Annotated in this window: 15 protein-coding genes; 11 read left to right on the forward strand and 4 right to left on the reverse strand. The window is 27.1% G+C overall.

All coding sequences use genetic code 11. The features are described from left to right. Positions 1 to 94 precede the first annotated feature (94 nt). Genes NJU99_RS04490 through NJU99_RS04505 form a run of 4 tightly spaced genes read left to right on the forward strand, consistent with a single transcriptional unit; the run spans position 95 to position 3,989 of the window. Positions 95 to 649 (forward strand): adenine phosphoribosyltransferase, encoded by a 555-nt coding sequence (locus tag NJU99_RS04490; RefSeq protein ID WP_254577531.1) that lies wholly within the window; start codon positions 95 to 97, stop codon positions 647 to 649. A gap of 10 nt (positions 650 to 659) precedes the next feature. Then, positions 660 to 1,868, forward strand: coding sequence for a tryptophan synthase subunit beta (gene trpB / locus NJU99_RS04495; protein WP_254577532.1), 1,209 nt, complete (start codon positions 660 to 662; stop codon positions 1,866 to 1,868). A 5-nt stretch (positions 1,869 to 1,873) separates the two neighbouring features. Then, the gene (locus tag NJU99_RS04500) at positions 1,874 to 2,581 is read left to right on the forward strand and encodes a DedA family protein (protein ID WP_254577533.1); all 708 of its coding nucleotides are present in this window, start codon (positions 1,874 to 1,876) and stop codon (positions 2,579 to 2,581) included. Next, positions 2,571 to 3,989, forward strand: a complete 1,419-nt coding sequence (locus tag NJU99_RS04505; protein ID WP_254577534.1) for a leucyl aminopeptidase — start codon at positions 2,571 to 2,573, stop codon at positions 3,987 to 3,989. Before NJU99_RS04500 ends, NJU99_RS04505 begins: the two co-directional genes overlap by 11 nt. Before the next feature lie 21 nt (positions 3,990 to 4,010). On the opposite strand, the gene NJU99_RS04510 is transcribed toward NJU99_RS04505, so the two are convergent. After that, on the reverse strand, positions 4,011 to 4,814 hold the full coding sequence (locus NJU99_RS04510) for a DNA ligase (protein WP_254577535.1): 804 nt from the start codon (positions 4,812 to 4,814) through the stop codon (positions 4,011 to 4,013). A 264-nt stretch (positions 4,815 to 5,078) separates the two neighbouring features. Between NJU99_RS04510 and NJU99_RS04515 the strand changes: the two genes are divergently transcribed. The 4 genes from NJU99_RS04515 to NJU99_RS04530 all read left to right on the forward strand — a co-directional run bounded on the left by NJU99_RS04515 (position 5,079) and on the right by NJU99_RS04530 (position 7,680). After that, the gene (locus tag NJU99_RS04515; RefSeq protein WP_254577536.1) at positions 5,079 to 5,297 is read left to right on the forward strand and encodes a cold-shock protein; all 219 of its coding nucleotides are present in this window, start codon (positions 5,079 to 5,081) and stop codon (positions 5,295 to 5,297) included. A gap of 72 nt (positions 5,298 to 5,369) precedes the next feature. Beyond that, positions 5,370 to 5,507, forward strand: a complete 138-nt coding sequence (locus NJU99_RS04520; protein WP_254577537.1) for a hypothetical protein — start codon at positions 5,370 to 5,372, stop codon at positions 5,505 to 5,507. 198 nt (positions 5,508 to 5,705) lie between these two features. Further along, positions 5,706 to 6,809 (forward strand): redox-regulated ATPase YchF, encoded by a 1,104-nt coding sequence (ychF, locus tag NJU99_RS04525; protein ID WP_254577538.1) that lies wholly within the window; start codon positions 5,706 to 5,708, stop codon positions 6,807 to 6,809. A 49-nt stretch (positions 6,810 to 6,858) separates the two neighbouring features. Next, entirely contained in the window at positions 6,859 to 7,680 is an 822-nt protein-coding gene (locus tag NJU99_RS04530; protein WP_254577539.1) for an HDOD domain-containing protein, read from the forward strand. Positions 7,681 to 7,699: 19 nt separating this feature from the next. Here the strand turns inward: NJU99_RS04530 and NJU99_RS04535 are convergent, their stop codons facing one another. The 3 genes from NJU99_RS04535 to NJU99_RS04545 are packed head-to-tail and all read right to left on the reverse strand — an operon-like array spanning position 7,700 to position 11,024. Further along, positions 7,700 to 10,108 carry a diguanylate cyclase domain-containing protein gene (locus tag NJU99_RS04535; protein WP_254577540.1) on the reverse strand — a complete coding sequence of 803 codons (2,409 nt, stop codon included), beginning with the start codon at positions 10,106 to 10,108 and terminating at the stop codon, positions 7,700 to 7,702. 43 nt (positions 10,109 to 10,151) lie between these two features. Continuing rightward, entirely contained in the window at positions 10,152 to 10,766 is a 615-nt protein-coding gene (gene recO, locus NJU99_RS04540; protein ID WP_254577541.1) for a recombination protein RecO, read from the reverse strand. Positions 10,767 to 10,769: 3 nt separating this feature from the next. Next, positions 10,770 to 11,024: a hypothetical protein gene (locus tag NJU99_RS04545; protein WP_254577542.1), complete on the reverse strand. Its 255-nt coding sequence runs from the start codon at positions 11,022 to 11,024 to the stop codon at positions 10,770 to 10,772. A gap of 126 nt (positions 11,025 to 11,150) precedes the next feature. Here NJU99_RS04545 and ppnP point away from each other — a divergent pair, with 126 nt between their 5' ends. The 3 genes from ppnP to NJU99_RS04560 all read left to right on the forward strand — a co-directional run bounded on the left by ppnP (position 11,151) and on the right by NJU99_RS04560 (position 14,620). Further along, positions 11,151 to 11,462, forward strand: a complete 312-nt coding sequence (gene ppnP, locus NJU99_RS04550) for a pyrimidine/purine nucleoside phosphorylase (protein WP_254577543.1) — start codon at positions 11,151 to 11,153, stop codon at positions 11,460 to 11,462. Positions 11,463 to 11,679: 217 nt separating this feature from the next. Beyond that, positions 11,680 to 12,576 (forward strand): cytochrome-c peroxidase, encoded by an 897-nt coding sequence (locus tag NJU99_RS04555; protein WP_254577544.1) that lies wholly within the window; start codon positions 11,680 to 11,682, stop codon positions 12,574 to 12,576. 1 nt (position 12,577) lies between these two features. Further along, positions 12,578 to 14,620, forward strand: coding sequence for an EAL domain-containing protein (locus NJU99_RS04560; RefSeq protein ID WP_254577545.1), 2,043 nt, complete (start codon positions 12,578 to 12,580; stop codon positions 14,618 to 14,620). Positions 14,621 to 14,657 lie beyond the last annotated feature (37 nt).

A 14,657-nucleotide genomic window follows, 5' to 3' on the forward strand; every position in this document is an offset into this window, starting at 1 on the left:
AAAATAACCCCACATCACAAACAATTATAAAACAATAATAAACTTTTAGCTAAAATATTTACTAAAATATCATCTAGATAAAAAGGGAAATATTTTGAGCTTAAAAAAATTAAATGAAGATGACAAAAGATTATTACTAGACTCTATTAGAGATGTGGAAGATTTTCCAAAACCTGGCATTATTTTTAAAGATATAACTACACTATTAAACAACAAAGAAGCCTTTGCTTTACTTATGCAACACTTAGAAGATAGATACAAAGAATACAACTTAGATTATATTGCTGGTATTGACTCAAGAGGTTTTATTTTTGGAGCGGCTTTAGCTGATAGATTAGGTATTGGTTTTGTACCAGTTAGAAAAAAAGGTAAATTACCAAGTACTACTGTTTGTGAAAAATATGAATTAGAGTATGGTTTTGATGAAATTGAACTTCATCTAGATGCATTTAGAGGTGATACTCATGCAAGAGTTCTTTTAATAGATGATATTATAGTAAGTGGTGGTACTGCTTACGCAGCAGCTAATCTTATAAATAAACTAAATGTTGATTTAGTGGAAATGTGTTTTTTAATGAATATTCAGATTTTAGATGGCGCACAAAAACTAAAAAAAGTAGCACCAGTTTATTCTGTGCTAGACGTATAAAGAGAGAAATATGAACGATTATATACCAAAACCAAGTAAGCACGACCCAGATAATAAGGGACAGTTTGGTATCTTTGGTGGTCAGTACGTACCAGAAACATTGATGCCTGTTTTAAAAGAATTAGAAATAGAATATAATAAATATAGATTTGATAAAGAGTTTTGGGCTGAGGTAAATGAACTTTTAAGAGATTATGTAGGTAGAGAAAACCCACTTTATCATGCGAAAAATATAAGTGATGAAATAGGTGCAAAAGTATATTTAAAAAGAGAAGACTTAAATCATACAGGTGCACATAAAGTAAATAATGTAATAGCCCAAGGTTTACTTGCAAAAAAACTTGGAAAAACTAAGATTATTGCAGAAACAGGAGCAGGACAACATGGAGTTGCAAGTGCTACTATTGCTGCACTTTTAGGTTTAGAATGTACAGTATTTATGGGTGCAAAAGATGTTCAAAGACAAGAGCTAAATGTATTTAGAATGAAGCTTTTAGGAGCAAAGGTAGTAGCAGTAGAGTCAGGAAGTAAGACTTTAAAAGATGCTATGAATGATGCTATTAGATACTGGGTTACAAATGCAAGAGATACTTTCTATGTAATTGGAACTGTTGCAGGACCTCACCCTTATCCAGTTATGGTTAGAGATTTTCAAGCTATTATAGGTTATGAAGCAAGAAAACAAATCTTAGAAAAAGATAGAAAACTTCCTGATTATGTAGTAGCTTGTATTGGTGGTGGATCAAATGCTATTGGTATGTTCTCACATTTTATAGAAGATGAAGAAGTTACTTGTATTGGTATTGAAGCAGGTGGTTTAGGACTTGATACAGATAAACACGGATGTTCGCTAGAAAAAGGAAGACCAGGGGTTTTACATGGACAATGTTCATACCTTTTACAAGATGAAAATGGACAAGTTTTAGAAGCTCACTCAATGAGTGCAGGACTTGACTATCCTGGAATTGGACCTGAACACTCTTATCATAAAGATATGAAAACTGTACAGTATGATTCAGTTACTGATGATGAGGCTTTAGATGCTTTTGTTTGGTTAAGTCAAAAAGAAGGTATTATTCCTGCTTTTGAATCATCACATGCAATTGCTTATTTGAAGAAAGCAAAAGAAAAGTTCCAAGGGAAAACTGTTATTATAAACCTTTCAGGTAGAGGTGATAAAGATATGGTTCAAGCAAAAGATTTACTGGAGTTTAAATAAAATATATGATAAAGAGCCTACAAAACCATTCTGGAAAAATTTTATTTGCTGTTGTTTTAACTTTTTTGTCTTTTTTAGCTTACAATCTTTACATAGCACCTGTACAGGGCTTTGAAAATAAGTTTATATATCTTTTAAAAACATATGGTTATGTGATTTTATTTGCATGGAGTACTTTGGAGGGAGAACTTGGTCTTATTATGGCTGGGCTTCTTATTCATGATGGGCATATGAATCTTTATATTGCTATATTTATAGCAGGCTTAGGTGGTTTTGTAGGAGATCAAGTATATTTTTATACTGGAAGATTCAATAAAGCTTATGTTCATAGAAAGTTCAAAGGTCAGCGAAGAAAGTTTGCATTAGCTCACTTGCTTCTTAAAAAGTATGGTTGGCCTATTATTTTTGTACAAAGATATATGTATGGAATGAGAACAATTATTCCAATTTCAATTGGTCTTACAAGATATAGTGCAAAAATGTTTGCATTTATTAATCTTATAAGTGCTTGGTGTTGGGCTGCACTTACTATTGTACCTGTTTGGTATTTTGGTGAAGAGATTTTAAAAGTACTACATTGGGCAAAAGAACACTGGTATTTAGCTTTACCATTTGCAATTGCTTTTGGAGGAAGTATAATTTACTACTTCAATAAAGCAACACAAAAAGTAGATAGAAAAACTTTAGAAAAGGAAATAAATAGTGAAAATTAGTATAAATACAAAAAATTATAAAAAAGTAAAAGCAGATTTAGAAATCATTTTAATAAATGAAATTGAAGATACAAAGGATGAGGAAGTTTTAGAAGCCTTAGATTTTAAAGCAGTTGATGAAGCTTGTATCTTACTTCCTGAATCAAAAAAAATATATGTAGGTTTTGAAGATGATACATATGATAGTATCGCAATTGCAATTGCTACAGCTGTAAAAAAACTTCAAAGCACAAAGTATAAAACTGCAAAAATTGACTTATCAAGTGGTGCTTTAAGTGAAAATGTAAAAGCTTTGATTGAGGGAGCTTTACTTGGGTCTTATACTTTCGATAGATACAAGTCAGAGAAAAAAGAGAAGAAGAAACAAGAGCTTATTTTTGTAGTTGAAGATGAAGCTTCTATTAATGAAGTTTTAAATGACTCAAAAGTTATAGCAAAAGCTGTAAATAAAGCAAGAGATATGGTAAATTCAACTCCTCAAGACTTCTACCCTATAGTTATGGCTGATTTAGCAAAAGAGTTAGCAGTTGATGCTGGCATTGATTGTAAAGTTTATGGTGAAAACTTTTTAGAAAAAAACCATATGAATGCAATGTTAAGTGTTGGTAGAGCCTCAGTTCATGAATCTCAACTTATTCATATGTCATATAAACCAAAAAATGCAAAGAAAAAGATTGTATTAGTTGGTAAGGGTCTTACTTATGATTCAGGTGGATTATCACTTAAACCTGCAGATTTTATGGTAACAATGAAACTTGACAAAGCTGGTGGTTGTGCTGTTATGGCTACTCTTTGGGCTGTTGCAAAACTTGGACTTCCTTATGAAGTACACGGAATCGTTGGTGCTGTTGAAAATATGGTAGGTGGTGATGCTTATAAACCTGATGATGTATTAGTGGCTAAAAATGGTAAAACTATTGAAGTTAGAAATACAGATGCTGAGGGAAGACTTGTACTTGCTGATTGTTTATGTTATGCCCAAGATGAGATTGAAGATATTGATTATATTTTTGATTATGCAACACTTACAGGTGCTTGTGTAGTTGGTGTTGGTGAATATACAACAGGTATTATGGGTAATGATGATATTTTAAAAAGAAATGCAGTTTTAAGTGCCTTAAAGTCAGGTGAGTACGCAACAACTTTAGACTTTAACAGATATTTAAGAAAAACTATCAAATCAGAAGTAGCAGATATTTGTAATATCGCTAGTACTAGATATGGTGGAGCAATTACAGCAGGTATTTTCTTAGATAACTTTATTTGTGAAGAAAATAAAGACAAATGGATACACTTTGACATAGCAGGACCTGCATATGCTCAAAAATCATGGGGATATAACCCATATGGTGGATCAGGAGCTGGTGTTAGAATGACTATTGAGTTCTTAAAAGGCTTAGGCAAATAGTTTTTTATTAGAAGAGGTGATTTATTCACTTCTTCTTACTCTTAAAAATGATGCAAACTTTGGCTTCCCATATTTTGTGAAACCATAATATTTGAAAGTTACTACTTCATCTATTTTAGGATGCTTCTTTTTTTGTTCATTTGTAAAACCTCCTCCTAAATTGAACTTAATTCCATTTTTTAGTTTTACTTTCAAACTTTTAAATTTTCCATCTTCATGTTTATTTATTCCTATTACTAAAGCTTCCATATCAAAAAACTTTTTTACCTTAAGAATATTTTCATTTCTTCCTTCAAAGTAGGTTATATTTGGATTTTTTAGTATTATGCCTTCTGCTTTTAATTTAATAAGTTCATTTAGATATTTGTTGAGGTGTTTTTTGTTTTTACAAATTATCTGCGGTATGATTTTTATATATTTGTTTTGATTGACTCTTTGCCAGTTTTTTATTTTTTTAAGTCTTTTTCTAAAATCTCCTTTTTCATGTGGCACTTCAAAGATATTGTAAGTTATATTTTTCCAGTCTTTTGAAGGAGTTTTATCTAATACAATATTTTGGATATTTTCAAAGTCTGATCTTTTTGTCCATAATTCGCCATCAAGTTTGAAATTTGGAAAATCCTTTGTAAACCAGGACGGAGCATATATTTTATTTCCATTTTTGCTTAAAAGTTCTTTTCCATTCCAATATGCTCTAATACCATCAAGTTTTTCACTCATATACCAGCCTTTGATATTATCTTGTTCTTTATTATAAACTTTAGGTTTTTGAAGTTCTAGTGCATTTAGGTTGAAAAGTATAATGCTTAGGATAAATAGTCTCATTTTCGCCCTTATTTATTTAAATATAACTAATTATATTATGTAAAGTCTTAATTTACTAATTCTTTTGCCTTTTCATACAAAAAGCTTGCTATTAGTTAGCTATTGTGTTACTATGTCCTAACTTTTAAAGATTAACGATTGTAATAGCTTCACTTTGACCTGCTTTTTTTAATAAACATTGATTAAAACTCTCAAATATTTAGATACTCAAACTTTGACTTTATAAAAATTTAAATAATACATTTGTATTAACAAGGAAACTCTATGGAAAATAGACAAAATGGAACAGTAAAATGGTTCAACAATGATAAAGGTTTTGGATTCATCCAATTAGAAGATAATAGTAAAGATTTATTTGTACACTACAGTGAAATCAATCAAACAGGTTACGGAAGAGTATCGTTAGAAGACGGACAAAAAGTAACTTTCCTAATTGGCGAAGGTCAAAAAGGTGAGCAAGCTAAGAATGTTGAAGTAGTTTAATTAACTATTTCTCTTTTAGCTTGAAGATAAAGCATTATGCTTTATCTTTGCGAAATAATAGAAAGGAAAAAAATGACAACATTAACAAGAAAATATAAATTTACTGTACTTTTAAGACTTTTAGATACAAAAGAAACATTAATTGATGCATGTTCAAAATCAGGTCTTAGCTTAAATCAAGCAACAAACTATTTAAATAAACTTTCATAAACTCAAATCCTAAAAAATAGGATTTAAATCCTATGTACTTTATCTAATTCTTTGCAATTTTCGTTTATAATACACTTCAAGTAATACCTTCTTAATTGATTAGAAATCTTTTTGATACTTAAATAAAAAGTCTCTTTCAAATACCTTCTTGAAGGTTATAGTAAAATAAAATATTTATCATTAAATAAAAGGAAATAAATGGGATTAGGTGTAGGAATAGTAGGACTTCCAAACGTAGGTAAATCAACAACTTTTAATGCTTTAACAAAAGCACAAAATGCAGAGGCTCAAAACTATCCATTTTGTACAATTGAACCAAATAAAGCTGTTGTTCCAGTACCTGACAAAAGACTTGATGAATTAGCAAAAATTGTTGACCCAAATAAGATTCAGCACTCAACTATTGATTTTGTAGATATTGCAGGATTAGTTAGAGGTGCAAGTAAGGGTGAAGGACTTGGGAATCAGTTCTTATCTAATATTAGAGAAGTTGAAGTTATCTTACATATGGTTAGATGTTTTGATGATGGAAATGTAACTCATGTTGAAGGTGATGTAGATCCAATTAGGGATATTGAAATCATTGAAACAGAGTTGATTTATGCTGATATTACTCAATGTGAAAAGAAAATCGAAAAGTTAAAAAAACAATCAAAAGGTTCTAAAGAAGCTGCTGCTATGTTAGTTGTTGCTGAAGAGTTAATGGCTCATTTAAGTGAATTAGAACCTGTAAAAACTTTTGAAGATAAAGAAAATGAACTTTTCCTTGCAATGGATAAAGAATTAAGATTTTTATCAAATAAAGATGTGATCTATGGTGCAAATATGGATGAAGACTCTTTAATGGAGGGAACAAATGAGTATGTTGAAAAACTAAAAGAACATGCAAGCTCTGTAGATGCTGATGTTATTACTCTTTGTGCTAAAATTGAAGAAGAGCTTGTTGGTATGGAAGATGATGAAGCAAAAGAGATGTTAACAGATCTTGGTGTTGCTGAGTCTGGATTAGAGCAAATTATACATAAAGCATTTGATAAACTAGGGCTACAATCTTACTTCACTGCTGGTAAAATGGAAGTTAGAGCATGGACTATTAAAAAAGAGACTAAAGCTCCTCAAGCAGCTGCTGTAATTCATAATGATTTTGAAAAAGGATTTATAAAAGCAGAAGTTATTTCTTATGAAGACTTTGTTGCAAATGGTGGAGAATCTAAGTGTAAAGAGCTTGGAAAATTAAGACTTGAAGGTAAAGATTACATTGTTCAAGACGGTGATGTAATGCATTTCAGATTTAATACATAATTGATATACATTGTGTTACAATAGAAAATTATTATAGTAGGAGTTTAAATTGTCATCTATAAGCATATTAGAAAAAATAGAATCTCTTCCTCCACTTCCTAAGACTATTAGTGAAATAGAGGAATTTAGAAGAAAAAGTGATAAAGAAGCATTTGAGTTACTACAAATTGTAGAAAAAGACGCTTTAATCATTTCTACATTATTAAAGATTTCAAATTCAGCAATGTTTGGATTTAGATCTAAAGTAGAAACACCAAGTAGAGCAATCAATCTTTTAGGAATTAATTTTACAATTTCTATTGCTATTGGTGGAACAGTTCAGAATTTACTGATGTCGAATTTAGAGCCATATAGTATTAGTAGTGATGATTTTATGAGAGCTTCAAACCTTTCATCAACTCTAGCTCATTTATGGGTTTCAAAATTTGATTATGATTTAAAAGAAGAGCTTTTACTTCCTGCACTTTTACAAGAAGCTGGTAAGTTTATTTTAGCTGACATAATAGTTTCAGATAAGAAAACAGAAATGTTTAAAGCTAAGATTGCTCAAGGTGAAGATGTAGCTGCTGTTGAAAAAGAATTAGTTGGTTTATCAACTTCAGAAATAACAGCGAAAATCTTTAGACACTGGAAATTAAGTGATAATTTAATTGATATGATTGAATTTGTAGATGATGTAGAAAAATGTAATGCATCAATTAAACAAAAAGCTCAAATTTTAGATGTTATTAAAACAGCTTGTAATGTTACAGATCCTTTAAGTGAAGAGAATTGTGCAAAAGCAGTTGAAAAAGCTACTAAATATGGACTTCATACTAAATCTTTAGAAAAAGCTATAGAGACACTTCAAGACAGACTACTAGACGAATAATTAAGGTTTTAAACCTTAATTATTTAAATTCATAATATCCATTTTTACTATTTTTAGCTAAAGACATTCCATATTCTGACTTTTCTAAAATATTTTGACTATCACCCCATGTAACTGAAATTTGAAGTTCTGGTTTTATATTAATATCTTCATGATTCAAAGTAATCTCTTTTATTTTTTCAATTAAATTTTTATACTCTTCTTTATTACTTAAAATAGCTAATGTAGGACCTTGAAGTCTATATACAGGTATTTCTTCATTTATTTTTAAAGCAAATTGTTTAAATAGTTTATTACCTTTATCATAAGTGTATTTACTATTGATTTGTTTTAAATTATCAAAATAAATTTCAATAAATGTAATTTCTTCATTTTCTTGATTTTTTAAATCTTTTTTTAATTTATTTGTATTAAATAGCGTAGTAACTGAATCTATATATATAGGGATACTTTTTAAATAACTAATGATAATATTTATGAGGTTTTGTATTATATAAGACTTGTTTTTTTCAAAAATCTCTAAAAATATATGTTCATATACTTTAGAATAAGCCATTCTTAGTTTATAGCCTTCCATTAGGGGTATTTCAAGTTTTTTATATCCTAAGTCAACTAATCTACATTTTTCTTCACAAAGCCCTTCAATGGCGCAAAAAATAAGACCATGAAATATTTCATTTGAAATAAAGTTTTCAATACTTTTATTTAAAGTATCACTATCCAAACCTTCTTTTGTAAAGATTTCACTTACGATATTTGTTAGTTTTTGGTTTATATTATATTTTAAGGTGATTTCAAATCTTTTTGCATACTTCTCTATAATATTTTGACCAATTTCTCTATATTTTGTTGTCTCGTAAACTAAATCACTAATCTTTATATCTTCAACGTAGTTTTTCCCAAGATTTACAAGAACTGCATTGTTTAGCTCTAAATATTCATTTTCAAGTAGAGATTTGCCATTTATACTTATATATTTGTAAAAATATTCTTTAGTAGTTTCAATAGACTTTTCATCATCATAGTATGAATAATAAGCAGATAAAGATAAATAGAGTTTAGAGTATATAGCCATAAGGTGTGAAGCTATTTTATTTGTTTCTATATATGAAATTATTTTAGAATGAAGACTATTTTTTATAATATCATTGTTAAGTTTTGTTAGTTTTGAAATAATAACATCACACAAAGATAGTTTATAGTATTCATGGTAATCATTTTCAAACTTATCTTTTTTTATAAGTATTTCTAAAATTTCAATTAATTTATTTTCATCTATTTTTTTTGAATAAAGTACAATACAAAGAACTATTTGCATATTTATACTATTAAACTCTTTATTCTTTATAAACACGTCAAGTATCTGAGTATAATCGTAATTCTTGTTTGTATTATTGTTGTAAATATATGAAAAATTATCAATCAAGTCTTCTTGAAATTCATATATACACTTAAAATCTTTTATAGTTTTATGTGTTACTTCTTGTTTGTATAAATCAAAAATATTTGCAAAGTTTTCTAAAACATTTGTGTTTTCTAAATCATAATTATGGTGAAGTTTATAAATTAAGTTTGATAATAGAGTACTTAAAGAATTTAAAAAAATACAATAATACTTTTGATGGTTTTGTTCATTTGCAAAGTTTGTATTTTTTGATAACTCGTAACCATCGCATGTTTTTTGAAAATAAAAATAAAACTCATTTATAAGGTAAGTGTAATCTTTATTTTTAATATCTATAAATGGTATATGAGAATAAAAGAACAGTAGTTTTCCTAAAATATTATTTAATATATTTATCTTTTCATCACCAATAGATACTTTAAATTTTGTAATATTTATTGTTTCCGTGATTAAATCAATTAATTCATTTATTGTTCTTTTTCTATAGACATCATTTGAATTTACTGTACAAATCTTATTTAGTGTTTCAATCAATAGTACATACTGAGTGAAACTGTTCTCAAAGTTTTTCTTATCTTTTTTTTCATATTCATTTTGTAGTTTATCTTCGTAATCTCTAAATAACTTAGATAGGTTTTCTAAATTAAATAGATTATAACTCTTAAATAGATTATAATCTTTTCCAAAAGATAAAAGATTTATAATTGTTACTACTTCTTTGAAGAAAATTGTTGAGCTATTATCTAGAATATTATTTAATCTACTTTGAATATTATCAATTAAATAAGTTTTGAAATGAAAATTATTTTTAAGCTCATTTTTTATGTCATAAGGTATTTCTTCTTCATTAATATATAGTTGTGATATAAATTCTATAAAAGCATCATAGTCATCACTTAAACTATACAGATAAGATTTATTGTTTATATGGATATCATATTTACTTAATAAAGACTCAATAGCTAAATCTTCACTATCTACATCTAAATATGCACTTGCATTATTTGAAGAAATATTTGACATAATAACTCCTAGGTTTATGTTATTTATTATATTACTTTTTTACTTATAAACCTTGAAGTATTATGTTCCACAGGTATTCAACCTCTTCATCTGAAAAGCTAATGAGCTTTTTTTCTTCAAAGAGTTCTTTTATTTTTCTCATTTCAAAAACCTTACTATATGTACATTTTGCATGAACAGGAAGAAAACTTCTAACAAGTGATATATCTTTTGTAATGGTGTTTTCACATAAAAGACACTCATAATTTGTATGAAGTCTTCCTTCATGTTCAAGTAGGTTTATATATGTCTCACAAATTGCTCTTAGTGCATTTTGCTTTATCATTACATGCGTGAGGTGGTCTAATAGATAAAAGTAATAAGAATCAACTTCTTCTAAATCTTTTAAATGTGGGTTAAATAATTTTATAAATCTTTGCCAACAATACATTTTTTCATAATCTAATATCCATTCAAAACCTAATTGAATAACATCTTTAAGCCTTGGTATATTAGCTCTTGTATTTTCAAGTTCAAAATCTATTTTATAACCAATATTTATATTTGAGTGTCTTGCTCCATAAAATCTATAAGTAGTATATAAATGATTCTCAGTAAGAATGGTAACTATTAAGTCATCATCTTTAACTGGTTTAATATCTATTATATATCCTTGCAATTACTACTTGTCCTCTAACATCTCATTTATTTCTTCAATAATTTCTTGACACTCTTCATCATCAATTTCACCTGCTTCTATATCTTTAAGCATTTCAAGAAAATCATCTCTCATCTCTTGTATATCTGCTAATTCTTCTTTTGTTCTTTCATCATCTTTTTTTGAAGCAATTAATTCAAATAGTTCATCAATATAATCTTCAACATCAGTCAATACATCATTTTTTATTAGTTGCTCTAATTGTTTTTGAATAGTCATTTTTTCCCTTAATGTATAATGTTGCGATTATAACAAAAAACAACTACTCTTTTGCTTGAATATTCATAAAAAATATATTTTAATTATGATATGATATTTAAAAATAATTATGTAAGGAAAATGTAGATGGCAGAATTTAATAATGTATCAATTGCAAAAGCTGCAAATATTTTATTTGAAGGAAATATCACTAGTAGAAGTATTGAGTTTGAAGATGGATCTAAAAAAACATTAGGAATTATGTTACCTGGTGAGTATGAATTAAATACGGTTCATTCAGAGATTATGGATATTCAAAGAGGAAAACTAGAAGTTATGCTTCCTGCTGAAGATTGGGTTGAATATGAAGGGCCTGCGACTTTTGAAATTCCTGCAAATTCAAAATTTAAATTAAAAGTACATTCATTAGTTGATTATTGTTGTTCTTTTGTAAAATAATATTTTTCTTAGCAATGCGGTCTTAATCGCATTGTAAAAGAAAAACTCTATCTTTAAATAAAAATATCAAACAAATATTAATTATTTTTAGCTGATAAAAATATAAATAATTGTTAAAACTCCCATTTTACAATGTAAATTAAGTGTAAAATATATATAATAACTTCAATATATGGTTATTAATAAAATCAAACTAATTTTAATTTCAATTTTTTTATTGTTAAATTTAAATGCACAAGAAATATATAAACCTTTACCTACTACTTTATCTTATGATAAAAAAAAGGTAAATCTAGGAAGAGAACTATTTTTTGATACATTACTATCTAAAAACAAAAACATATCATGTGCTTCATGCCATAGTATTTATGGTGCAGATGATAAAAAGTTTAGTTTAGGAGACAATAATAAAATAGGGAGTATCAATACAACAAGTATTTTTAATAATAAATTTAACTTAAGTCTTTTTTGGAATGGAAGAGCAAATAATTTAAAAGAGCAACTTTTAGATGGACCACTTTTTAATGAACATGAAATGAATATTTCAAAAGAACTTATTGAACAAAGACTAAGAACATCTTTAAAATATCAAAAGCTTTTTGAAGAAGCATATGGAAAAAAACCAAACTTTAAAAATAGTATTGATGCTATAATTGCTTTTGAAGAAACTCTAATAACTCCAAATTCAAAATTTGATAAATATTTAAGAGGTGAAGTTGAGTTTTCTTCTAAAGAAAAAAAAGGTTTAGAGCTATTTAATTCTTATGGTTGTGTTTCTTGCCATAATGGAATAAATTTGGGTGGAAACTCTTATCAAAAATTTGGAACTATTATTAATTATAATAGTAGTAAAAATAATAGCCTTTGGGAAGATAGATTTAAATATACAAATAAGCAGAAAGACAAAGATGTTTATAGAGTTCCTAGTCTTAGAAATGTGGCTAAAACTGCTCCATATTTTCATTCAGGGGATGTTAATGATTTAAAACATGCAATAAGTCTAATGGCTTACTATAATCTTGGTATAGTAATAAAACATGAAGAAGTTGAATTAATTGAGTTGTTTTTAAATACTCTAACAGGTGAACTTCCTAAAACATGGATAACTAGATAAAATGCAAAGGTTAAATTTTAAACTATTAATGCTTCTTGCTTTATCCTTTGGGGTATTTATCCTTGCTTTAAATTTGAAAAAAGATTTGGATAAATTTAATAAAGATTATAATAAATTAGCTGAAAATATTTATAAAATAAAATACAATGTTACAAGTCATCTTCAAGAGATAAAAAACTCTATAATCTTTCTTCATTACAATAATGATAATATAGTAGAAAAAATAAAAGAGAATCGAACTTTTATTGAAAATATTAATTATGAAGAAAACTATCCAAAAACTTTTAATTTAATATCAAGTTTTCAGTTAGAGTATAGACATTTTGAAGAACTCACTTATGATTTTATGAGAAAAAATGCAAAGGTAAAAAACTCTCTTACAAATCTAAAAAGAAGTATAAAGAATAGAGATGATTTCAGTGTTGAATACTCAACAAAATTAATAGATATAGTTTCAGAATTTATGTTATTAAACAGTTCTTTTGATTTAAAAACAAATATAGATAAAAAGCTTTATAACTATTTTAAAAATCATGAAAGAGTAGAGGAGTCTAGTTTTGAATTGATATTTATTCATATTGATTTACTTTATAGAAATATACCTCAATTAAAAGAGTTATTAGAAGAACTACAGGAAACAAGACTTATTTATATAAATGAACAAATGTTTGAAAGCTTAGAAAAAGAGTCAAAAGTTCTACGAGATAAAGTACAGCTTAAATTTTACGTGGTTCTTTTTGCTTATCTTTTATCAATAGTTTTAATTCTTTATTATATTGATAAGTCAAGAAAAGATACGCAAAATATAATCAAACTAAAAAATAAAAATGAAAAAAATCTTTTATTTGATGACTTAACAGGATTATTAAATAGAACATCTTATTCTCTTGATTCTAAAGATAAAAACAACTCAATAATCTTAATAGATATAATTGATTTTAATAAAGTAAATTCACTTATAGGATATGAAGGTGGTGATTTTTTATTAAAAGATGTTGCAAAATTTTTAGACAAAAGGTTTGAGAAAGTATATAGAGTGGGGGTTGATCATTTTGCTATTTTATTTAATGATAAAGCAATTAAAGAGTTAGTATCAATATCACAAGATTTACTAAGTCAACTAGATAATAATAAATTTGTATATAAATCTATTGAAGTTCCAGTTAGTTTAAATATAGGAATTTCAAATATTCAATCATATTTAAAAAATGCAGAAATAGCAATATCTAAATCAAAGAATAGTTATGAAAGAGTTAATGTTTATAGTAAAGAAATGAATGAAAAAGAGGATACTTTAAAAAACTTCTCAATGCTTGCAAAGGTTAAACAAGCAATTGAAAATGATAAAATAAGGCCTTTTTTCCAAGGAATTGTAGATTTACAAACAAAAGAAATTGTAAAATATGAGGCTTTAGTAAGACTTATTGACGAAAATGAAAAAGCAATTAGCCCATATTTTTTTCTTGATATTACAAAAAAATCTAAACTTTATCCAGAGATTACAAAAATAGTTATCAAAAAAAGTATTGAGTTTATAAACCTAAGAAAACAAGCAGTTTCAATAAACTTATCATATCAAGATATAATTGATTCAAAAACCTTAGAGTATATATATACAACTTTATCAAATAATAAAGAAGTTGCTTCATACATAACTTTTGAGATGTTAGAAAGTGATGAAATAGATAGTTATGAGTATGTTTATGATTTTATAGAAAAGATCAAGTCCTATGGCTGTAAGTTAGCTATTGATGACTTTGGTAGTGGATACTCTAACTTTACGCAACTATTTAATATGAAGCCAGATATTGTAAAAATAGACGGAAGTTTGATAAAAGATATAAATACAAATCAAAACTCAAAAAATATAGTAGAAGCCATAATAAACCTATCTAAAAAAAGTGGTATTCAAACAGTTGCTGAGTTTATAGATAATAAAGAAGTCGAACAAACAGTATTAAGTCTTGGAGCAAATATGGCACAAGGTTTTTACTATGCTAAACCGGAGGATCTTTTAGAAGATATAAAAAAAGGCAAAAGCTAAAAGCTTTTACCTTCTTACGAAATTAAGATACAAATAG

The sequence above is a fragment of the Arcobacter roscoffensis genome (assembly GCF_024267655.1).
GTDB classification, from domain to species: Bacteria; Campylobacterota; Campylobacteria; order Campylobacterales; family Arcobacteraceae; genus Arcobacter_B; species Arcobacter_B roscoffensis.